Annotated in this window: 19 protein-coding genes; 14 read left to right on the forward strand and 5 right to left on the reverse strand. The window is 71.5% G+C overall.

The genetic code is table 11. The features are described 5' to 3' along the window. Positions 1 to 67 precede the first annotated feature (67 nt). The 4 genes from RCO28_RS22145 (at position 68) to RCO28_RS22160 (ending at position 6,397) form a co-directional block, all read left to right on the forward strand. Positions 68 to 2,152, forward strand: coding sequence for an MMPL family transporter (locus RCO28_RS22145; RefSeq protein ID WP_308942947.1), 2,085 nt, complete (start codon positions 68 to 70; stop codon positions 2,150 to 2,152). A gap of 186 nt (positions 2,153 to 2,338) precedes the next feature. Further along, positions 2,339 to 3,259: a hypothetical protein gene (locus tag RCO28_RS22150; RefSeq protein WP_308942948.1), complete on the forward strand. Its 921-nt coding sequence runs from the start codon at positions 2,339 to 2,341 to the stop codon at positions 3,257 to 3,259. Between the two features lie 54 nt (positions 3,260 to 3,313). Next, positions 3,314 to 4,897 carry an SDR family oxidoreductase gene (locus RCO28_RS22155; protein ID WP_308942949.1) on the forward strand — a complete coding sequence of 528 codons (1,584 nt, stop codon included), beginning with the start codon at positions 3,314 to 3,316 and terminating at the stop codon, positions 4,895 to 4,897. 117 nt (positions 4,898 to 5,014) lie between these two features. Then, complete coding sequence (locus tag RCO28_RS22160; RefSeq protein WP_308942950.1) at positions 5,015 to 6,397, forward strand: deoxyribodipyrimidine photo-lyase; 1,383 nt, start codon at positions 5,015 to 5,017, stop codon at positions 6,395 to 6,397. A gap of 136 nt (positions 6,398 to 6,533) precedes the next feature. On the opposite strand, the gene RCO28_RS22165 is transcribed toward RCO28_RS22160, so the two are convergent. Together RCO28_RS22165 and RCO28_RS22170 are read right to left on the reverse strand one after the other, a co-directional pair. Further along, positions 6,534 to 7,109 carry a fasciclin domain-containing protein gene (locus tag RCO28_RS22165; RefSeq protein ID WP_308942951.1) on the reverse strand — a complete coding sequence of 192 codons (576 nt, stop codon included), beginning with the start codon at positions 7,107 to 7,109 and terminating at the stop codon, positions 6,534 to 6,536. A gap of 297 nt (positions 7,110 to 7,406) precedes the next feature. After that, positions 7,407 to 8,114, reverse strand: coding sequence for a sigma-70 family RNA polymerase sigma factor (locus tag RCO28_RS22170; RefSeq protein WP_308942952.1), 708 nt, complete (start codon positions 8,112 to 8,114; stop codon positions 7,407 to 7,409). A gap of 238 nt (positions 8,115 to 8,352) precedes the next feature. On the opposite strand from RCO28_RS22170, the gene RCO28_RS22175 reads away from it, so the two are divergent. From RCO28_RS22175 to RCO28_RS22190, 4 genes are all read left to right on the forward strand, one after another. Continuing rightward, positions 8,353 to 8,604, forward strand: coding sequence for a hypothetical protein (locus tag RCO28_RS22175; protein ID WP_308942953.1), 252 nt, complete (start codon positions 8,353 to 8,355; stop codon positions 8,602 to 8,604). A gap of 110 nt (positions 8,605 to 8,714) precedes the next feature. Further along, the gene (locus tag RCO28_RS22180) at positions 8,715 to 9,956 is read left to right on the forward strand and encodes an NAD(P)/FAD-dependent oxidoreductase (RefSeq protein WP_308942954.1); all 1,242 of its coding nucleotides are present in this window, start codon (positions 8,715 to 8,717) and stop codon (positions 9,954 to 9,956) included. Next, positions 9,953 to 11,002: a MerR family transcriptional regulator gene (locus tag RCO28_RS22185; protein WP_374991217.1), complete on the forward strand. Its 1,050-nt coding sequence runs from the start codon at positions 9,953 to 9,955 to the stop codon at positions 11,000 to 11,002. The genes RCO28_RS22180 and RCO28_RS22185 overlap by 4 nt, the downstream gene beginning before the upstream one ends. A 103-nt stretch (positions 11,003 to 11,105) precedes the next feature. After that, on the forward strand, positions 11,106 to 12,038 hold the full coding sequence (locus tag RCO28_RS22190) for an immunity 49 family protein (protein ID WP_308942955.1): 933 nt from the start codon (positions 11,106 to 11,108) through the stop codon (positions 12,036 to 12,038). Between the two features lie 12 nt (positions 12,039 to 12,050). Here RCO28_RS22190 and RCO28_RS22195 read toward each other — a convergent pair whose 3' ends face one another. Together RCO28_RS22195 and RCO28_RS22200 are read right to left on the reverse strand one after the other, a co-directional pair. Next, positions 12,051 to 12,632, reverse strand: coding sequence for a DUF5655 domain-containing protein (locus tag RCO28_RS22195; protein ID WP_308942956.1), 582 nt, complete (start codon positions 12,630 to 12,632; stop codon positions 12,051 to 12,053). A gap of 66 nt (positions 12,633 to 12,698) precedes the next feature. After that, positions 12,699 to 13,460, reverse strand: coding sequence for an IclR family transcriptional regulator (locus tag RCO28_RS22200; RefSeq protein WP_308942957.1), 762 nt, complete (start codon positions 13,458 to 13,460; stop codon positions 12,699 to 12,701). A gap of 64 nt (positions 13,461 to 13,524) precedes the next feature. Here RCO28_RS22200 and RCO28_RS22205 point away from each other — a divergent pair, with 64 nt between their 5' ends. The 6 genes from RCO28_RS22205 to RCO28_RS22230 all read left to right on the forward strand — a co-directional run bounded on the left by RCO28_RS22205 (position 13,525) and on the right by RCO28_RS22230 (position 19,564). Continuing rightward, positions 13,525 to 14,610, forward strand: a complete 1,086-nt coding sequence (locus RCO28_RS22205) for a 2-dehydro-3-deoxygalactonokinase (RefSeq protein WP_308942958.1) — start codon at positions 13,525 to 13,527, stop codon at positions 14,608 to 14,610. Beyond that, the gene (locus RCO28_RS22210; RefSeq protein ID WP_308942959.1) at positions 14,607 to 15,248 is read left to right on the forward strand and encodes a 2-dehydro-3-deoxy-6-phosphogalactonate aldolase; all 642 of its coding nucleotides are present in this window, start codon (positions 14,607 to 14,609) and stop codon (positions 15,246 to 15,248) included. The genes RCO28_RS22205 and RCO28_RS22210 overlap by 4 nt, the downstream gene beginning before the upstream one ends. Beyond that, positions 15,245 to 16,393, forward strand: coding sequence for a galactonate dehydratase (dgoD, locus tag RCO28_RS22215; protein ID WP_308942960.1), 1,149 nt, complete (start codon positions 15,245 to 15,247; stop codon positions 16,391 to 16,393). Before RCO28_RS22210 ends, dgoD begins: the two co-directional genes overlap by 4 nt. Before the next feature lie 7 nt (positions 16,394 to 16,400). Beyond that, positions 16,401 to 17,729: an MFS transporter gene (locus RCO28_RS22220; RefSeq protein WP_308942961.1), complete on the forward strand. Its 1,329-nt coding sequence runs from the start codon at positions 16,401 to 16,403 to the stop codon at positions 17,727 to 17,729. A 181-nt stretch (positions 17,730 to 17,910) separates the two neighbouring features. Further along, complete coding sequence (locus RCO28_RS22225; RefSeq protein ID WP_308942962.1) at positions 17,911 to 18,165, forward strand: hypothetical protein; 255 nt, start codon at positions 17,911 to 17,913, stop codon at positions 18,163 to 18,165. Positions 18,166 to 18,379: 214 nt separating this feature from the next. Next, positions 18,380 to 19,564 carry a serine hydrolase gene (locus RCO28_RS22230; protein ID WP_308942963.1) on the forward strand — a complete coding sequence of 395 codons (1,185 nt, stop codon included), beginning with the start codon at positions 18,380 to 18,382 and terminating at the stop codon, positions 19,562 to 19,564. Here the strand turns inward: RCO28_RS22230 and RCO28_RS22235 are convergent. Next, positions 19,561 to 20,370, reverse strand: coding sequence for a YhjD/YihY/BrkB family envelope integrity protein (locus tag RCO28_RS22235; protein WP_308943184.1), 810 nt, complete (start codon positions 20,368 to 20,370; stop codon positions 19,561 to 19,563). The genes RCO28_RS22230 and RCO28_RS22235 overlap by 4 nt on opposite strands. Between the last annotated feature and the right edge of the window lie 151 nt (positions 20,371 to 20,521).

Genomic DNA, 20,521 nt, shown 5'->3' on the forward strand with positions numbered 1-20,521 from the left:
CATAAGATTACTCAATCATTGAGATACTTGATCTCAGACTTATTTCGACGTTCAGCTGAGGAACACCATGAGAACCGCACCGCGCTGGGCCAGGTGGCTCGTACCCCTCGTCCTGCTCCTCGTCTGGTTGGGGGTCGGCGGCATGCTCGGTCCCTACGCGGGCAAGTTGGGTGAAGTCGCGACCAACGACCAGGCGGCCTTCCTGCCGCGGAGTGCCGAGTCCACCCGGGTGCTCGAGGCACGCGAGGCGTTCGACCAGTCCGAGACCCTGCCCGCCATCGTGGTGTGGACAGCGGACGGGAAGCGCGTCACGGGCGAGCAGCGGAAGGCGGCCACCGATGCCATGGCGGAGCTGGCGGGCGAGGAGGGCGTGGTCGGCCGCCCCTCCCCCGCCCTGCTCTCCGACGACGCGGAGGCCATGCAGGCCGTCGTGCAGCTCCAGCCCGACCTCGGCGAGGAGCTGCCGACCGTCCTGGGCGAGGTGGGCCAGGCCGCGGAGCGGGTGCCGGGGACCACGGCTCAGCTCGCGGGTCCTGCGGCCAGTCAGGCCGATCTGTCGGACGCCTTCGGGGGTATCGACGGGCTGCTCCTGGGCGTCGCCCTCGGCGCCGTGCTGCTGATCCTCCTGCTCGTGTACCGGAGTGTCCTGCTGCCTCTCGTGATCATCCTGGGCTCGGTCTTCGCCCTGGGGCTCGCCTGCGCGGTCGTGTACGCGCTGGCGGAGCGCGATGTGGTGCGGGTCGACGGCCAGGTGCAGGGCATCCTCTCCATCCTCGTCATCGGCGCTGCGACCGACTACGCCCTGCTCCTGGCCGCCCGGTTCCGCGAGGAGCTCGCGACGAGCGACACCGCGGCCGGGGCCGCGGCGGCGGCCGTGCGGAGGTCCTTCGGCGCGATCACCGCGAGCGCGGGCACGGTGGCCCTCGGCCTGTTGGCCCTGCTGGCCAGCGATCTCACGAACAACCGCGCCCTCGGCCCTGTCGGCGCCATCGGCATCGTCTGCGCCGTGCTCTCCGCACTGACCTTCCTCCCTGCCGTCCTCGCACTCCTCGGCCGCGCCGCGTACTGGCCTTCCCGGCCCAAGGAGGCCGACGCCTCGGTCGAGGGGCACGGTGTGTGGCGGCGTATCGCCGCGACGGTGGACCGTCGGCCGCGGCTGGTGTGGGTGGCGACCGCCGTGGCGCTCGGTGTGTTCGCGGCCTTCTCGCCGTCGCTCTCGGCGAAGGGGGTGCCGCTCGACGAGATCTTCGTCAACGACGCGCCGTCCGTCGCCGCCCAGGAGACGCTGGCCCAGCACTTCCCCGGCGGCTCCGGGAACCCGGCGGTCATCATCGCGGACGCCGACCGTGCGGGACAGGTGAGGGACGCGGCGGAGCAGACCGAGGGTGTGGCCTCCGCGGCCCCGCTCGCCGCTTCGGGGCGACCGGGTGGGGGCGAGCCCCTCGTCGTCGACGGGCGCGTGCGCATCGACGCCACCCTGAACGCCGCCGCCGACAGCGACGCGGCCAAGGAGACCGTCGAGCGGCTGCGCGACGAGGTCCACGCGGTGTCCGGGGCGGACGCGCTGGTCGGCGGCTACACGGCCCAGCAGGTCGACACCCAGCAGACGGCCGCGGAGGACCGGGCTCTGATCATTCCGATCGTGCTCGGCATCATCCTGCTGATCCTCGTCCTCCTGCTGCGCTCCCTGCTCGTGCCCGTTCTGCTGGTCGCGACCGTCGCGCTCAACTTCCTGGCGGCGCTCGGTGTGTCGACGCTCGTCTTCGACCTGCTCGGATTCAGCGGTACGGACGCGTCGGTGCCCCTGTACGGATTCGTGTTCCTGGTCGCGCTGGGGGTCGACTACAACATCTTCCTGATGTCCCGCGTACGGGAAGAGGCCCTCGTGCACGGAACCCGGCAGGGCGTGCTGCGCGGGCTCACCACGACCGGCGGAGTGATCACGTCGGCGGGCGTGGTGCTCGCCGCGACGTTCGCCGCCCTGATGGTGATCCCGCTGGCGTTCCTCGTACAGATCGCCTTCATCGTGGCCTTCGGCGTCCTCCTGGACACGCTCGTCGTCCGCTCCCTGCTGGTCCCCGCGCTGGTGATCGACATCGGCCCCAGGGCGTGGTGGCCGAGTGCCCTGTCCCGCAGGGACGCCGACAGCTGACGCATCCGTACGCCGGAGCGGCCCCGCCTCGCGTCGAGGCGGGGCCGCCTCGGGACGTGCACGCTTGCCGGCACCGGCTTGCATCCGCGAAGACCCGCTCTGCGGAACATCATGGAGAGACGGGAACGACTGCCGCACCTCGCGGTGGGAGGCGCGTCAGCATGGACGGTGGGCAGGGACGGTGTCATGAGGAGCGAACAGCCGGTCGGCCGAGATTCCCCCGGCCCCGCCCAGCCCGGCACGGCGGCCCGGGCCGCCGAGAACGACGGCTCCGTCACCTGGTCGGAGATCGGCCTGGACACGATGGCGTCGATGCTGGTCGTCTCGCTCGGACGGAACAGCAGCCACAGCTTCACGGGGCACTGCCAGTGGCCTCGGCTGCATCCCCTCAACGAGCGTCGGCTTCCGGCTGTGCCGCATCCCCTGATCATGGTCGAGTCGACCCGCCAGCTCGCCAGGGCCATCGAACGCCGTCACCTCCGCGAAGCGGCGGTCGCCGCACTCGAACCGGTCAGTGTGAGTGCCGGTCTGCGACCGGAGGTACAGCCGCAGGAGGGGGACAGTGCCACCGCTGTCGAGGCCCGGCTGCTGCTGAGCGACCTCTCCACCTGCTCGTACGGACCCACCTCGTACCGGGTGACAGCCGAGTTCGCCCACCGCGGTGTGCCGTTCGCGTCCTGCACCATGCTCCTGGCCGGTGCGAGCCGCACCTGGGAGTTCCGCTCGGACGAGGGGAGCCTGGCGCGCCTGCTCCATCCCCCGGCCGCGGCGGTGGGTGCCGCCGCCGACACGGACGTCATGGTGGCGCGGGCCCCGCAAGGGCGCCTTGTGCTCCTCCCCCGCGATCCGGGCCATCCGGTGCTCCTGCCCGGCCGGCCGGACTTCCTGCCCGCCGCCGCCGTCCTGGAGGCAGGCCGCCAGGCGACGCTGCTGCACGCGGGGCGGACGGCCGATGCGGTGGTCGGGCTCTCCGTCGACCTGCGGGGGCCGGTGCCGTCGCGCGGGGCCGCGATCGAGGTGGATTCCGAGTCCGGGGGCGCGCGTTTCCTCGTCACGGCCGCCGGGCGCGCCGTCGCGACCGGTTCGGTGATGCTCCTGCAACCGTGATCGCCGTACAGGCGAATCCAACAGTGGACACGTCCGCAGGAAGGAGCCGTGAGCGTGAGCCCGCAGGACGAGCGACATGAGGGACGACAAGGGGCGGAGCAGCCGCTGCGCTGCCTGGTGACGGGGGCATCCGGGTACATCGGCGGCCGTCTGGTGCCGGAACTCCTTGCGGCCGGGCACAGCGTCCGGTGCCTGGCCCGCACCCCCCAGAAGCTGCGCGACCATCCCTGGTCGGAAGAGGTCGAGACCGTACGCGGCGATGTCACGGACGCCCGGTCGGTCGCCGCCGCGATGGAGGGCGTCGACGTCGCGTACTACCTCGTGCACGCCCTCGGGGCGGGCTCGGACTTCGAGGACACCGACCGCCGCGCGGCACAGATCTTCGCCGAGCAGGCGCAGACGGCCGGTGTGGGCCGGATCGTCTATCTGGGCGGACTCACGCCGCACGGCGTACCCGAACGGTCCCTGTCCCCGCACCTTCGCTCCCGTGCCGAAGTGGGGCGCATCTTCCTGGACTCACCCGTGCCCGCCACGGTGCTGCGCGCCGCCGTCGTCATGGGATCGGGGTCGGCCTCCTTCGAGATGCTGAGGTATCTCACCGAACGGCTTCCCGTCATGGTCACGCCGAGCTGGGTCCACACCCGGACGCAGCCCATCGGGGTACGGGACGTGCTCCGCTATCTGGTCGGCTCTGCCCGCATGCCCGGGGACGTGGACCGGGCGTTCGACATCGGCGGGCCGGACATCCTCACGTACCGGGAGATGATGCGCCGATTCGCCCGTGTCGCGGGGCTCCCGCGGCGCGTCATCGTCCCGGTTCCGGTCCTCACCCCCAGGTTGTCCAGCCTCTGGGTCGGCCTGGTCACCCCCGTCCCGACCAAGCTCGCCCGCCCGCTCACGGAGTCCCTGCGCCACGAGGTCGTGTGCCGTGAGCACGACATCGCCCGCTACGTACCGGATCTCCCCGGCCGGCCGCTGTCGTTCGACGAGGCGCTGGCCCTGGCCGTACGGCGGGTCCGCGAGGCGCAGGTCGCCACCCGCTGGTCGTCGGCCGCCGTCCCGGGGGCGCCCAGCGATCCGCTGCCCACGGACCCGAACTGGGCCGGCGGCAGCCTCTACGAGGACGAGCGGCACCTGCCGGTCGACGCCTCCCGCGAAGCGCTGTGGAAGGTGATCGAGGGAATCGGCGGCGACAACGGCTGGTACTCCTTCCCGCTCGCCTGGGCGGTCCGCGGCTGGCTGGACCGGTTCGTCGGCGGGGTCGGCCTGCGCCGCGGGCGACGCGACGCCGAGCGCCTGCGGGTCGGCGACTCGCTCGACTTCTGGCGGGTCGAGGAGATCGAGCCCGTACGGCTGCTGCGGCTGCGGGCGGAGATGCGGCTGCCGGGTCTGGCCTGGCTGGAGATGTACGTCGAGGAGGACGACGAGGGGCGTACCCGGTTCGGGCAGCGCGCGCTGTTCCATCCGCGGGGGCTCCTCGGGCACGCGTACTGGTGGTCCGTCTATCCGTTCCACAACGCCGTGTTCGGCGGCATGGCGCGCAACATCACCGAGACCGCCGCCAACGGCAAGCGGCCGCCGGATTCACCGCTCGGGCGCATCCGACGGGCCGTCCGCCGGCGAAGAGTCCGGCAGTGACCGGCCCACAGGCCGTCGCACCCCCCCGCACCACAGCGCCCCCGAACCACTAGCGCCAGGGCGCCACATCACCACCGCACCACATCACCACCGCACTTCCGCACCAGGAGTTCCGAAATGACCGTCGCGGTCGTCCTGTTCACCTCCGACCTTCGCCTGCACGACCATCCCCCGCTGCGCGCCGCCCTGCGCGCGGCGGACGAGGTGGTCCCGCTGTTCGTGCAGGACCCCGGTGTGCACGCCGTGGGCTTCGACTCGCCCAACCGGCAGGCGTTCCTGGCCGATTGCCTGACCGACCTCGACGCCGCGTTGCGCGGCCGTGGTGGCCGGCTGGTGGTGCGGGCGGGGCCGGTCGTCCGGGAAGTGTGCGCGGTCGCCTCGGAGTGCCGGGCCGTGGAGGTGCACATGGCAGCGGACGTCACGGCGTACGCGCACCGGCGTGAGCGCCGACTGCGTGAGGCGCTCGACGAGCGGGGCGTGGCCCTGCACGTGCACGACACCGTGACGACCGCCGTGGCGCCCGGAGTTGTGACGCCGTCCGGTTCCGGTTCCGATCACTACGCCGTGTTCACTCCCTACTTCCGCCGCTGGTCGCAAGTGCCGCTGCGCAAGCCGCTGCCGACCCCGCGCGTGGTGCCTGTGCCGGACGCGGTGGAGGGTCTCGCACCACCGGCGGCCGCGGACGTCGAGGGCACCTCACCCGGTCTGGCGGAGGGCGGGGAGACGGCCGGTCGTGAGCACTGCTCCCGGTGGTGGTCCGGCGGGGACCTCGGCCGGTACGAGGAGCAGCACGACGACCTGGCCGGGGACGCCACCTCCCGGCTGTCGCCGTATCTGCACTTCGGGGCGGTCTCGCCGGTGGAGCTCGTCACACGGGCCCGGGACCACGGAGGTCCCGGGGCGGACGCGTTCGTACGGCAGTTGTGCTGGCGCGACTTCCACCACCAGGTCCTTGCGGCACGCCCCGACGCGTCGACTGCCGACTACCGTGACAGGGACGACCGTTGGCGGAGCGAGGACGAGGCGGCGGAGGACATCGCCGCCTGGCGTGAAGGGCGTACCGGCTACCCGGTCGTGGACGCGGGGATGCGCCAGCTGCGGCACGAGGGCTGGATGCACAACCGCGCCCGCCTGCTGGTCGCGAGCTTCCTGACGAAGACGCTGTACGTGGACTGGCGGGTCGGGGCGCGGCACTTCCTGGATCTGCTGGTGGACGGTGACATCGCCAACAACCAGCTCAACTGGCAGTGGGTCGCCGGGACCGGCACCGACACCCGCCCGCACCGGGTCCTCAACCCCGTGGTCCAGGGCAAGCGCTTCGACCCGCAGGGCTCGTACGTACGCCGATGGGTGCCCGAGCTGCGCGAGGTGCCGGACCGCTGGGTGCACGAACCGTGGAAGCTCCCGAACGACGAGCGCTCCCAGGTCGGTTACCCGGAACCGCTGATCGACCTCGCCGACGGACTGGCCCGCTTCAAGCGGGCGCGCGGGCGCGACTGAGGAGCGGGAGCGCCGTCGTATACGCCGTCGTATACGGGAGCGCTCGTACGCGGGAGCGCGCCGAGCTGATGCGGCCGGACAGGAGCCGCACCAGCTCGGTGCGAGTCTGCGGACGTCACCGGTTCAGGACCGCCGCTCACGCCTTGGGCATCAGGACGGTGTCGATGACGTGGACGGTGGCGTTCTGGGTCGCCACGTCGCCGCAGACGACGGAGGCGCTGTCGTTGACCTTGTACGAGTCGCCGGAGCCGGCCGTGGTCAGCTCGCCGCCCTCCAGCGTCTTGTACGTGCCGTCGGCGAGCTTGTCCTTGGAGACCTTCTCGCCCACCACGTGGTAGGTCAGCACCTTGGTCAGCTGTTCCTTGTCGGCCAGGAGCTTGTCGAGGTCGGCCTTGGGAACCTTCGCGAACGCGTCGTTGGTCGGCGCGAACACCGTGACGTTCTTGGCGTTGTTCAGCGTGTCGACGAGCCCGGCCTTCTTGACGGCGCTGACGAGCGTCGACAGCTCGGGGTTGTTGGAAGCCGCCGTGGCCACCGGGTCGTCCGACATCCCCTCGGCACTGCCCTCGCCCGAGGTCGGCAGCGACGAACAGGCCGGCCCGAACGGCTCTGCCGGTGCTGCGGCCAGCGCGGACGGTGCGGCTCCGAGAGCCAGGGGCAGGGCGAGCAGGCTCGCGCAGACGGCTGAGCGTCGAAGTGTTGAGGTTTTCATGGCTCGTTCCTCCTCGATCGAGGGCGCGGGGCCCGGGCGCCGAGTCTCCGGGGCCGAGTCTCCGGGGCGTTCACGGAGCCGGCCTCGGCCTGTCGGCCTGATGCCTCGGCTGGGTGCCTCGGCGGGGTGCCTCGGCTGGGATGGGGGTCAGGCCCTCTGCCCATCTGCCACACCTCTTGTTCCGCCGGTACGTGTGGTTCGGATGCGCCTGGAGGGAAGCCGTGAGTCCGGTGAGCGTCCGGGGAGTCCAGGGTGCTCATGCGGCGGTCCGGTCGATGGCACCTGGCGGTGCGACGGTCAGGGGTCGCTGCTCTCCAGGCGCCGCTTCAGGGTGTGCATGCCCCGTCGTGCGTGGCTCTTGACCGTTCCGAGCGGCATGCCCAGGCACGCGGCGATCTGGGTCTGCGGGAGGTCCGAGTAGAAGGCGAGGCGGAGGACGGCCCGCTGCGCGGGAGGAAGCTGTTCCAGTTCGTGCTGGACGGCGACCCGGTCCACGGCCTGCTGGGCCAGATGACCGTCGCGCGTCGGGGATCGGGCTTCGAGCTCCGATTCCACCGAGGCGGCGAGCCGTGCCCGGCGGGTCCGCGCGGTCAGCGCGTCCGCGATCTTGTGCCGGGCGATGCCGACCAGCCACGAGCCCGCGGTCCCCCGGACCGGCCGATAGCCGCGGCGGTTCCGCCAGGCGGCGATGAACACTTGCTGCGCGACGTCCTCCGCCTCGAACGAGTCGCCGAGCGTGCGCCGCGCGATCGTGTGCACGAGCCCGGCCCACTGCTCGTACAGCTGCCTGAACGCTTCTTCGTCGCCCGCACGGAACGAAGCCGCGATCGCCTGCTCGCGCCGGATCCGTGCGTCCTCGGCGGGGGCGGAGGCGGAGGTGGCGTGGCCGGTGCCCGTGACCGTGCCTGTGGAAGTGCCCGTGCCCGTGGACGTTGCCGTGCCCATGCCCGTGGCCTTGGCTGCGGCTGCGCCACGGCCTTGGTTCAGCAGTCGTGACGAGGTCATCCTGCACGCTCCTCGGACGGGTCCACCGGGGCCCGGCGATGGCCACCGGCGACGCGGGATCGCGTCCGCCGCAAGGTTCGGCCAGAGTGATAGCGACGCACAATGTGCATCGTTTGTGAGTCGTTTCGCCGAGGCGGCGCAACCGGGAGCGGGTCTGCCGCCGAACAGTCCCAGGAGGACGTCGCCGCCGAGCGACGCGTGATCCCGCAGGTGAGCGTGGCGGGGAAGGGAGGCGGAGGTGACGCACATCGAGGCGGACGCACTGATCGCCGTCGCCCTTGGCGAGTCGCCGCGCGCAGCCGATCACCGTCACCTGTCACGCTGCGCCGCCTGCTCGAAGCACCTGGCAGCGCTGGTACGGATCGTGGAAGCCGCCAGGTCGAGCACGCCCGCCGACATTCCTCAGCCGCCCCCGGAACGGCTGTGGCACGCCATAGAACACGCCATCCGACGCGGCGGCGCATCCGGAGGTCCCCCGGATCACGAATAGACGACGCACCTCCCGGGGGGGGAATGGACGACGTACTTCCCGGGGCGGGAATGGACGACGCACTTCCCTCGACGGGAGTGGCGAGACCGCTGCGGAACTGAGGAGTCACCGTGACATGCGAACGAGCCCGGAGCGACGTGATCGTCGTCGGTGCGGGGCTGGCCGGGCTTGCCTGCGCCCGCGATCTCTCGGCGGCAGGACAGCACGTACGCGTTCTGGAGGCGTCCGACGCCGTGGGCGGGCGGATGCGCACGGACACGAGCGACGGCTTCCTGCTCGACCGCGGATTCCAGGTCCTGAACACCGCCTACCCGCAGCTGAGGCGCCGGGCAGAGCTCCGAGACCTGCGCCTGAGCCCCTTCACGCCGTCCGTCCTGACGCACACCCCGCAGGGCCGGCTCCGCTACAGCGATCCCACCCGGCGGCCTCGCGACATCGCCCTCTTCGCACGTCGGGGTCGGCACTCCGTACGGGACGGTGCCGGACTCGCGGCGCAGTCCCTGCTTGCGGCACTCGCCCCTGCCCGTGCGCTCAAGGGGCGTGCCGAACGCACGACGAGCGATGAACTGGGCCGCAGCGGCATCAAGGGCGACGTCCTTGAGGAATTTCTGCACCCGTTCCTGGCCGGAGTGTTCCTCGACGACCGGCTTGAGACGTCGAGCCGGGTGTTCCACATGGTCTGGCGGAGCTTCCTGCGCGGTACGGTCACGCTGCCGGCGGGTGGGATCGGCGCCGTTCCCGCGTATCTGGCCACCCGACTCCCGCCGGGCACCGTGCGGTTCGAGAGCCCGGTCGCTCAACTCACCACCGGGGGCGTACTGTTGGCCGACGGCCAGGAGCTGGACACGTCCGCGGTCGTGGTGGCCACCGACGCGGAGACCGCGTCGCGCCTGGTGCCGCAGCTGACGGTGCCGCCGACGCGCACCGTCACCACGTACTACTACGCGGCGCCCCGCTCTCCCCTGAAGGAGCCCACGTTGCTGCTTGACTCGCGGCGCAGGTTCCTCAACACCTGTGTGCCGAGCCAGGTCGTTCCCGGCTACGCGCCGCGGGGTCAGGCGCTGGTCTCCGCGTCGGTGCTCGGCGCGCACACCTCCGAGGGGAGCCCGGCACTGCGCGAGGCGCTCGCCGACGCCTACGAGACCGACACGTCCGGCTGGGAGGAGATCGCCCACTACACGATCCGCGGCGCCCTGCCCGCCATGGTCCCGCCCTGGCCGCTGTCGCGCCCCACCAGGATCGGGGCCCGGCTGTATGTGTGCGGCGACCACCGCGCGACCGGTTCGGTCCAGGGGGCCCTGGCGTCGGGGGCGCGGGCGGCGCGCGAGGTTCTGGCCTCGGGGTTGCTGTGACACCTCGGCGCGAGGTTCGCCGTCCCGCCGCGGAGCCCGCCGCCGGGACCGACGCACCGGAAGCCCACCTGACCACCGGGGCGCTCGCCCGCAGACTCGGAGTCGCGCCGACCACGCTGCGTACGTGGGAACGCCGTTACGGCATCGGCCCCAGCCACCGCGACCAGGGGCGGCACCGCCGCTGGTCCCCCACGGACGTGGCCAGGCTCGAGGACATGTGCCGCCTCACCGCGCGCGGGGTCGCCCCCTCGGAAGCGGCCCGTCTCGCGTTGTCGGGGACCCGCCCCTCGAAGGGTGCCGCGTCCCCGGGCCGGTCGCGGCCTCGCGGCACCGGCGGCTTCCGCGATCTGCCTCTGGGGCAGGTCTGGCCCGAGAGCCGAGGACTGGCACGCGCCGCCGTCCGCCTCGACTCCTCCGCGGTACAGGCCCAGTTGCGATCCGCCATCGATACGTACGGGATCGTGGTGGCCTGGGAGCAGATCATCGCGCCCACCTTGCACGCCGTCGGCCGCAAATGGGCCACGGCCGACGCGTCGTACGTGGAGGTGGAGCATCTGCTGTCCTGGCATGTCTCCACCACGCTGCGCTCGACCGTCGCCGTGCCCGGGGGCAAGGCCGCTCCGATCCTGCTGGCCTGCATGCCGGACGAGCAGCACAGCCTTCCGATCGAGGCACTCTGGGCGGCACTGGTGGAGCGCGGGCTCCCCACCCGCATCTTCGGCGCCGCCGTCCCCGCCGAGGCACTGCAGTCGGCCGTCCGCAGGCTCGGCCCCTGCGCCGTGGTGCTGTGGTCCCAGTCCCGGCACACCGCCGACGTCGGTGTGGTCCGCGCTCTGCTGGCGCTCGAGTGGGGCATGCGGGGCGCGCGGAGTCATCCCTTGGCGCTCCTGGCGGGGCCGGGCTGGGAGAGCGCACCCTCCGAGCCGGGAGCGGGCCGCCTCACCGGACTGGCGTCCGGCCTGGCCCTGCTGGAATCCCTGTTCCGCACCGTCAGAACCCCACCGCCGGCCCCGGATCCGGACTCGACGCGCCACGGCGCCACCTGAGGGCCCTTGCTCGCTCAACCATGGTCAGGTCACCCGTCCCAGGTCGATCGGAGGGTGTCAGAGGCCGCTGATAGCGTGCTGTGCCACTGAAACGATCACGGGGGTGGCAGTGCAGGACGTATCTCGTCACGAGGTCGACGAGCGGCTCATGGCCCGAGCGCTCGACGGCATCAAGGACCGGACCCTCAACCACTGGTACGGCCTGCGGTACGGCAGCCCGTCCCTGCGGAACGTCGCGGTGCTGCGCGACGAGCTCCTCGACCACGTCGCCGCGAGCGTCCAGGACGACGGGAGCCTGGCCGGGCCGTGGCGGAGGGTCCTGGAGACCGCCGCGGAGTGCGCTCTCGGGATCCTGAGCGTCGGTTGCTACCCCGACGGGGACCAGGAGATCCGCCTGCCGCTCCTCGGGGAGGAGATCAGCACGGATGACGACGAGGTCGAGTTCGGTGACCTCATGGTGAGTCAGGCGCCCACGACCGCGACGTGGGTGGAGGCCTTCTCGCTGTGCCTGGTCAGCGGCCTGATCCTGGAATGGCGACGGGTGATCGGTCCGCTGCTGCAGGACGAGTACGCGGGCGAGATCCGGAGCGGAGTGCCGTACTCCGAGCTGGAGTCGCGGTCGGAGCCCGCGGGGCTGGCAGAGATGGACGCGCTGAGCCTGTACCTCGCCCCGGCCACCGGCCACCGTCCCAGCGACTGGCCCCGTGTGCCCCTGCGCGAGCCCACCGCCGAGGAACGCGTGGCGGCGGCCGGTCAACTGGACGCGAGCGGGCCCCTGTCCCCGGACCAGCAGCTCTTGCGCGTGCTCCTGGACGACGATCAGCAGGCGTTCGAGCAGGCCCTGGCGGCTCGGCTCGTACGGCACCGCGAGAGCGTGGGATCCGACCCGGCTCCCCGTTCGTTGCTCCCGCTCGGCGCCCTCGCGCCGGCCGCGCTCGCGGTCCAGGTGCACGGGTGGGAGCTGGGTGTCAGCTCCGGCTACCTGCCGTACGACCTGCTGAGGTCCTCGCAGGCGCCGGGCGGCTCGGGTTCATGAAGGACGCCGGCGTCACAGCGCGTTCGCGTCGTACGCCCGGCGCAAGAGACCTGCGAAGGGTTCGTCCACCTCTTCGACGGTGGTGAGGGGTACGCGTACGTCCATGCCGTCGCCCAGGCCCTTCGCTGTCAGCAGTCGTCCGTCCGGCTCGGCGCTGGGGATCCGCAGACCCACGTCGAGACGGGTGCGGGTGGTGGGCCGTACGCGGGCGAAGGTTCGGCGGGGGCCGACCAGGGCCACGAATGTCTTGCGTACCTGGACGGTCACCTCGCCCAGTTCGGCGGCCCGCAGCAGGACGGCGTCCAGGACGGGGCGCAGTCCGGGGCGGTCCTCGTACTGGGCGTCGATGAGTTCGTCCGCGCTCTGGAGGAGGAACTCCGGGTAGCCGAAGGTCTCGTGCACCAGGAGCATTTGCGCGTATCCCTGGACGCCTTGGCCGCTCAGCCAGTCACGCAGTTCCTGCTCCGATCCCGGTGCCTGTTCGCGGATGCGCTCCGTCCACTCCGCGAGGGTCGCGCCGCTGCCCCGTTCCAGGAGGCCGATCTGCCAGTCCCGCATCTCCTGCCAGGACTTGACCTCGGGTGCGCCGGTCAAAACGATCACCTGCTGTCTGCGGTCTTGAAGTGCCTCGTACGGCAAAAGCTACCGGCCCGCGGCGGTTCAGGGTTCGCGGTGGCCGAGGGTTGCTGAGATGCGTTGGGCGGCGCGGCCGATGACGGTGGTCAGGCCGCGCATGCGGGCGGCGGGCATGTAGGGACGGGTGGCGGAGACGCTGATGGCGCCGGCGATGGCCCCGGTGGCGTCGCGGATGGGGGCGGCCACGCAGCGGATGCCGGGTTCGTTGTCCTCCAGGTCCATCGCCACGCCCGACTCGGCGTACGCGCGCATGCGGGCCAGGAAGGCGTCGAGGTCCTGCGGGTGGACCTGGTCGGGTGCCGTGGGGGCTTCCGCCTGGTAGAGCGCGGGCCACTGCGGTTCGGAGTCCAGGAGGAGGGCCATGCCGACGCCGGTGCGCGTGAGCGGCATGCGGTGGCCGATGCGGGAGCGCATCTCGGCTCCGCGGGTGCCGGGGAGTTTGTCGAGGTAGAGGACCGAGTCCCCGTCGCGCACGGCGAGGTGCAGGGTGTCGTGCAGTTGCGCGGAGAGTTCCTCGAGGACGGGTCTGGCCACCACGGGCAGCGGGTTGCCGTGCAGGGCCTGGAAGCCGAGTTCAATGAGGGTGGGGCCGAGGGTGTAACCGTCCCGCCCGCTGCGCAAGTAGCCCTCGGTGACGAGGAGTTGGGTGAGCCGGTGGGCGGTGCTGCGGCCCAGGCCGGTGCGTTCGACGAGGGTGCGCAGGTCGTCGGCGCCGTCGGCGACCGCGCGGATGATCGCGAGTCCGCGGGCGAGTGTCTGGGTGCCGGGCGCCGGGGTGTCAGCCATGGCTCGATCCTACATATAGGGACGGCGTTCGCATTATCGGGAACGGCCTCGCAGAGTGACGCCCATGACGGACACCGAACCGGGCCTGGTCGCGCTCGACTGGGGGACTTCCGGCCTGCGCGCCTGGCTGCTCGACGCAGGCGGTCGCATCATCGACACCCGCAGGTCGGGGCGCGGACTGCTCGCCACCACGGAGGGCATCGACGCCCACGACCCGAAGGCACGGGAGGCTGCCTACGAAGAGGCTCTCCGGGAGGCGTGCGGCGACTGGCTCACCTCGTACCCGCGGGTGCCCGTGGTCGCGTGCGGGATGGTGGGCAGCGCGCAGGGCTGGGTCGACAGCGGGTACCGCACCGTGCCGACCGCGGTGGACTTCGCCTCGCTCGTACCGGTGGAGCACCGCGCGGGCGTGCTGCATGTGGTGCCGGGGCTGCGCGTCGCCTCGGGCATGGCGCCGGGCGAGGCGCCGGGCGATGTGATGCGCGGCGAGGAGTGCCAACTCGCCGGTGTGCTGGCCGAGTTGGGCGACCGCGACGAGCCGTTCACGGTGGTGCTGCCGGGCACGCACACCAAGTGGGTCCGCGTCGACCGCGGCCGGGTGACCGGCTTCAGCACGGCGATGTCGGGTGAGGTGTACGGCCTGTTGACCCGGCACGGGATCCTCGCGCGTACGGCCGGTTCCGCCGTACGGGACGACGCGGCGTTCGCGCGGGGTCTTGCCGCCGACCGGTCGCGAGGGCTTGCCGCGGAGCTGTTCGGGGCGCGGCCGCTGGTGCTCGACGGCGTGCTCGATCCGGCCTCGCTGCCGGACTACGTCTCGGGCGTGCTCATCGCCGACGAGGTGGCACATCTGCTGCCCGCCGACGGCTCGGGCACGCCGGGCGAGGTGGTGCTGTGCGGCGCGGCCGATCTGTGCCGCCGCTATGCCACGGCGCTCGCGAACCGGGGGGTGCGGGCCACCGTCCTCGGCGAGGAGGTCACCGCCCGCGGGTTGTGGCGCATCGCGGGCCGGGCTGGGCTGCTCGGCCGTCAGGACGACGAAGGCGACGAAGGCGACGTACGCGATGCACGCGATGCACGCGACGTAAGCGACGTAAGCGACGTAAGCGACGTAAGCGACGGACGTATGGAAGGGACACGGAGACGATGACAGGGCTGATCGCGATCCTGCGAGGCGTCACGCCCGCCGAGGTCGTAGGGGTGGGCCGGGCGCTCGCCGACGCCGGCGTCACCACCATCGAGGTGCCGCTCAACTCGCCCGACCCGTTCACGAGTGTGCGTCTGCTCGCCGACGCACTGGGCGAGCGGTGTGCGATCGGTGCGGGCACCGTGCTCACCGTGGAGGACGTGGAGCGGGCGCGGGCGGCCGGGGCGCGGATGGTGGTGGCACCGAACTGCGACCGTGCGGTGATCTCCGCAGCGGTGGCGGCGGGCCTGACGCCGTATCCGGGGGTGGCCACGCCCACCGAGGCGTTCGCCGCGATCGCCGCGGGTGCCCGTCGGTTGAAGGTCTTCCCGGCGGAGACGGTCGGCATCAGCGGGGTGCGGGCCTGGCGGGCGGTGCTTCCGCCGGATGTCGGTCTGGTGCCGGTCGGCGGGGTCGACGTATCGAATCTGGCCGCGTGGGCGGCTGCCGGTGTGGCGGGGGTCGGGCTCGGTTCCGGTCTCTACCGGCCGGGCGACACGGCCGAGGCGGTCGGTGCCCGGGCTCGTGAGCTCTGCCGGATCTGGGAAGAGGCCGTCGGCCGGGACGCGGGCGGCCCCGTTGCAGGAGTGAGGAACGCATGAGAATCACGTCAGTGACGACGTATCAGGTGCCGCCGCGCTGGTGTTTCCTGAAGATCGAGACCGATGCGGGCATCACCGGGTGGGGCGAGCCGGTCCTGGAGGGCCGGGCCGCGTCGGTGGCCGCCACGGTGGAGGAGCTCTCCGACTACCTGATCGGGAAGGACCCTTCGCAGGTCGAGGACCTGTGGACGGTGCTCTACCGGGGCGGGTTCTACCGCGGTGGCGGCATCCACATGAGTGCGCTCGCCGGGATCGACCAGGCCCTGTGGGACATCAAGGGCAAGGCGCTCGGTGTGCCGGTGCACGAGCTGCTCGGCGGGCGCGTCCGTGACCGGATCAAGGTGTACTCGTGGATCGGCGGCGACCGTCCCGCGGAGACGGCCCGGGCCGCGCGGGAGGTGGTGGACCGCGGGTTCTCCGCGGTGAAGATGAACGGGACCGAGGAGCTGTCGTACCTCGACACCTGGGACAAGGTGGACCAGTGCATCGCCAATGTGGACGCGGTGCGGCAGGCGGTGGGCCCGAACGTCGGTATCGGTGTCGACTTCCACGGCCGGGTGCACAAGCCGATGGCGAAGGTGCTGCTGCGTGAACTGGAGCCGTACCGGCTGATGTTCGTCGAGGAGCCGGTGCTCTCCGAGCACATCGACGGCTTCGCCGACGTACTGCGCAACTCGCCGATCCCGATCGCACTCGGCGAACGGCTGTACTCCCGTTGGGACTTCAAGTCGGTGCTCGCCTCCGGGGCCGTGGACATCGTCCAGCCCGACCCGTCGCACTGCGGCGGCATCACCGAGGCCCGCAAGATCGCGCACATGGCCGAGGCGTACGACGTCGGCCTCGCCCTGCACTGCCCGCTCGGCCCGATCGCGCTTGCCGCCTGCCTGCAGATCGACGCCGGCTGCTACAACGCGACGATCCAGGAACAGAGCCTGGGCATCCACTACAACACCAGCAACGACCTGCTCGACTACCTGGTGGATCCCGCGGTGTTCACCTACCGCGACGGCCAGGTCACCATCCCCTCCGGTCCCGGTCTCGGCATCGAGGTCGACGAGGAGTACATCGCCGAGCGCGCCGCCGAGGGGCACCGCTGGCGCAACCCCGTGTGGCGGCACTCCGACGGCTCGTTCGCGGAGTGGTGAGCGGACGATGACACAGACCTCCCCCGCGCGTGCCGCCCAGGCCACGCGAGCGTCCCGCGCCCGTGCGCTCATCGCGGTGATGCTGTTCGTCACCGTCGTGATCAACTATCTGGACCGCTCGAACCTGTCGATCGCGCTGCCCGAGATCGCGCGCGAACTCGACCTGAACACGGCCCAACAGGGCCTGCTCCTCTCGGCGTTCGGCTGGACCTACGCCGCGCTGCAGATACCCGGCGGGTGGCTGGTGGACCGGGTGCCCGCGCGGGTCCTCTACCCGGTGTGCCTGACCCTGTGGTCCCTCGCGACCCTGTTCATGGGGATCGTGGGCGGTTTCGTGGCGCTGATCGTGCTGCGGCTGCTCGTGGGTGTCTTCGAGGCTCCCGCGTATCCGATCAACAGCAAGGTCGCGACCGTATGGTTCCCGGAGCGGGAACGCGCCACGGCCATCGGCTTCTACACCTCCGGCCAGTTCATCGGCCTCGCGCTGCTCACCCCCGTCCTGTCCTGGCTGCAGGCGACGGTCTCCTGGCACTGGGTCTTCATCGCCACAGGCCTGGTCGGCATCGTGTGGGCGCTGTTCTGGTACGGCTGGTTCCGCGAACCGCGCGACTCGCGGGCCAACGCGGCGGAGATCGAGCTGATCCGCGACGGCGGGGGCCTGGTGGACGCGACGCGGGAGCGGCCGCAGCGGGCACGGATCAGCCGCGCGGACCTTGCCGCGGTGCTCGGCCGACGGAAGCTGTGGGGCCTGTACCTGGGCCAGTTCTGCCTGACGTCGACCCTCTGGTTCTTCCTGACGTGGTTCCCGACGTACCTGGTCGAGTACCGGAACATGGACTACATCAAGTCCGGGTTCCTGGCCTCGCTGCCGTTCGTCGCCGCGCTGGTGGGTGTGCTTGCCTCCGGTGTCCTGTCGGACTTCCTGCTGCGGCGCAGGGTTTCGCTCGGCGCGGCCCGCAAGGGCCCGATCATCGCGGGGCTGCTGCTGAGCACGCTGATGGTCGGCGCGAGCTTCACCGACTCGACCGCGCTGGTCATCGTGTTCCTGTCGGTGGCGTTCTTCGGCAACGGTCTGGCCTCCATCACCTGGTCGCTGGTGTCCGCGATGGCGCCGCAGCGGCTGCTCGGGCTCACCGGCGGGATGTTCAACTTCATCGGCAACCTGTCGTCGATCGCGACGCCGATCGTCATCGGCATGATCATCACCGATGAGAGCTTCGCGCCCGGCTTCGCCTACATGACCGTGATCACCGTCGTGGGTGTCCTGTCGTACGTCTTCCTCGTCGGCAGGGTCGAACGCGTCGCGGACCCAGAGGAGTTGTCGGCGAAGGCTTGAGCCGACGCCGTGGAGAGCCCCGCGCCCCTTCAGGGGGTGCGGGGCTCTCGTGCTGCTGCGAGAGGGGGTGCGGGGCTCGTGCTGCGAGCGGGACGCTGCAGGTCAGGCGGCCCCGGCAGGGCACAGCTACTCGCCCACGGGTCCGGGCGGTCCAGGGTGTGGCGACACCGTCACCCTGCGGGTGGAGCCGCAGAGCGAGCAGACGACCTGGGTCAGGCACCCGGGCCGGTCGCCCGGTCCGGAGTGCGACCTCACCGGTCCAGGAACTGCCATCGGGGGCTCCGGAGGCCTCGTCGCGCTTGCGGGCGGGCTGACGCTGGCCGTCCTTCTTCCGGTCGTCGGCATCAGCGTCGACGCCGTCACCGCCCTCGTCACCGCCGTCCGCCGCGGCTCCCGTCGCAAGCGGCTCTCCCCTGCCGAACGTGCGGGCTCCTGACGTTCGACGCCGGTATCGGTGACGGTTTCGGGCCGACCGCTTCCCGAACTATTCGTTCAGGAACATCCCCCCTCATGGGGGCAGCAGGGGGCGACCAAATCTTCAATCGAGCAAGCCCAACAACCCTTGTCGAGCCTCCAACCCTTACTGATTTACCGAACAACTTGTACGGTAACGAGATGTGGCAACCATCCTCGATCAAGCGGAGTGACACGTGACCGGCACGACCTCACTGGCCGACCTCGTCTGGGCGCGGGGGTTCACGGACTCGACCTGGGCACGGCAACTCACGACGGCGGGCCGGGAGATCATGCCGAGCCGTCCCGTTTGGCGGGGTCCGGGGCGACCCGGCGTCCTTCCGGCGGCAGCGCCCGGAGCACTCGACGACCTGCGCGTGCCCGGCTCGTACGGGCGCACCCTGACGCTCCCGGAACTGCTCGCCGAGGCGGAGACCGACGCCCTGCTCGTCCTGCACCGGGGCAGCCTCGTCCACGAGCAGTACCTGCATGGTTACGAACCCCATGTCCCGCACTTCAACGCCTCCGCCGCCAAGTCCTATCTCGGACTCCTGGCCGCGACTCTCGCCCACGAAGGGCTGCTCGACCGCAGCGCCGAGGTCGGCAAGTACGTTCCGGAGCTCGCCGGCACCGCCTTCGGGGAAGCCCGGGTCGACGATCTCCTGCACATGGGCACGCAGATGAGCTACGCGGGCCGCCCCTACGACAAGGCCCTGGAGGCGCAGCGCTACTTCGCCGTCCTCACTCCACGGCTCCGCCCCTACGGCTACTCGGGTCCCGCCACGATTCGCGAGCACCTGGCGACCGCGCGGGCCACGGGAGCGCCTGGCGTCGAGTTCCGTTACGAGAACGGCAACGTCGAGGCACTCGCGGAGGTCCTGCGGCGGGTCACCGGGGTCAGCACCTCCGCGCTGCTGTCCGAGATGATCTGGTCCCGGATCGGCGCCGAGGAGGACGCGTACTACCTCGTCGACGCCGAAGGCACCGAGGCGGCCTGCGGCGGGTTCAGTGCCACCGCGCGGGACGTGGCACGCCTGGGTGAGCTCATACGGTGCGGCGGCGCCGTCGGCGACCGGCAGATCGTGCCGGAAGAGGTGACCGCCGTCGTCGCCGGTGTGCCCGACGGCTACCCGCGTCGCGTCCGCTTCCCCTCGGCCCCGGCCGACGCGCCCGCGACGCTCTCGTACCACGACCTGTGGTGGGTCCTGAACGATCCCTACGGGTCCTTCATGGCCAGCGGCATCCACGGTCAGCGGCTGTTCATCTCCCCCGCCCTCGACCTCGTCATCGTCCACTTCGCCTCGCAGGTCGTCTCCCCCGCCGTACCTCAGGCACCCCTGGTCAAGGCCTTCCTCGCGATCGGCAGGCACCTGGGGGCCTAGGTGCGGCGCCCCAGCAGCAAGTGCGCGAAGCGCGGGTAGTCCTCGTGCACCAGCCGCCCCACGACCGCGCCGCCGAAGACCACGACCGAGACGCCGACCAGCCAGGACTGGACGACGAGCACGGTGCCGTACGGCCCGTACGTCAACGCGTTCGAGGCGATCAGCGGGGAGAACACCAGCTGCGAGAAGACCCGCAGGCCGACGAGGCCGATCGCCGTGGCCACCGCGCCGGGGAGCAGGGCCTTCCACCCGACCCGGCCGCAGAGGAGCAGCCGCTGCGACCACCAGAAGAACAGCACGGCGCTCAGTACGGCGGTGGCGAAGTGCCACAGGGACGTCACGAAGGCGGCGCCCTGCGAGGCGCGGTCCAGGGTGATCTGGGCGGCCGCGAAGAGGTAGCCGATGAGCGCGGCCAGCCAGACCGCGTGCCGCCACATGGTGTGCCAGCGGGCGGCGGGCAGTTCCCACACCTTTTCGTAGCCGGTCTGCAGGGCCGAGCCGAAGGTGAGGCCGAAGACGGCGAGCGCGGCGAGACCGTAGGCGGTGGTGGCCTCCAGTGCCTTGCGGGGTGAGGCGAACAGGTCCTCGACCTCCTGCTGTGCGCTCACCGACACGCCCAGGCCTCTCCCGAGCCACTCGGCGAAGCCCTGGCCCTGGGCCGGGTCGACCGCCGCCACCACGACGAGGAGCGGCACCAGCGTGAGGAAGCCGAGGGCCGCGAGCCCCATCGACCGGTGCATCAGCTCCAGCTCGCCGCTCCGCCGCCAGCCGCGCGCCGCGGCGGACCGGACCGTCGCCCGGTACATCCGCCGCCACACCGAACCGCCGCCGTCCGCGTCGCCCTCTGAGCCCGGGTCGTCGGCGCCGGAAGACTTCTCGTGCATGCGATGTGGCCCACCCTCCGTGGTCGCGCCGACTGTCGATCATCCCGGCAGGGTGCGGCTCCATAAGTCCGCG

The sequence above is a fragment of the Streptomyces sp. LHD-70 genome, from assembly GCF_031157275.1.
Taxonomy (GTDB): domain Bacteria; phylum Actinomycetota; class Actinomycetes; order Streptomycetales; family Streptomycetaceae; genus Streptomyces.

Excerpts from the sequence above, each read along its gene's own strand:
- RCO28_RS22145 (WP_308942947.1), top strand. The coding sequence starts at position 68 with ATGAGAACCGCACCGCGCTGGGCCAGGTGGCTCGTACCCCTCGTCCTG.
- RCO28_RS22150 (WP_308942948.1), top strand. The coding sequence starts at position 2,339 with ATGAGGAGCGAACAGCCGGTCGGCCGAGATTCCCCCGGCCCCGCCCAG.
- RCO28_RS22160 (WP_308942950.1), top strand. The coding sequence starts at position 5,015 with ATGACCGTCGCGGTCGTCCTGTTCACCTCCGACCTTCGCCTGCACGAC.
- RCO28_RS22165 (WP_308942951.1), bottom strand. The coding sequence starts at position 7,109 with ATGAAAACCTCAACACTTCGACGCTCAGCCGTCTGCGCGAGCCTGCTC.
- RCO28_RS22170 (WP_308942952.1), bottom strand. The coding sequence starts at position 8,114 with ATGACCTCGTCACGACTGCTGAACCAAGGCCGTGGCGCAGCCGCAGCC.
- RCO28_RS22200 (WP_308942957.1), bottom strand. The coding sequence starts at position 13,460 with ATGGCTGACACCCCGGCGCCCGGCACCCAGACACTCGCCCGCGGACTC.
- RCO28_RS22205 (WP_308942958.1), top strand. The coding sequence starts at position 13,525 with ATGACGGACACCGAACCGGGCCTGGTCGCGCTCGACTGGGGGACTTCC.
- RCO28_RS22210 (WP_308942959.1), top strand. The coding sequence starts at position 14,607 with ATGACAGGGCTGATCGCGATCCTGCGAGGCGTCACGCCCGCCGAGGTC.
- dgoD (WP_308942960.1), top strand. The coding sequence starts at position 15,245 with ATGAGAATCACGTCAGTGACGACGTATCAGGTGCCGCCGCGCTGGTGT.
- RCO28_RS22220 (WP_308942961.1), top strand. The coding sequence starts at position 16,401 with ATGACACAGACCTCCCCCGCGCGTGCCGCCCAGGCCACGCGAGCGTCC.
- RCO28_RS22235 (WP_308943184.1), bottom strand. The coding sequence starts at position 20,370 with ATGTACCGGGCGACGGTCCGGTCCGCCGCGGCGCGCGGCTGGCGGCGG.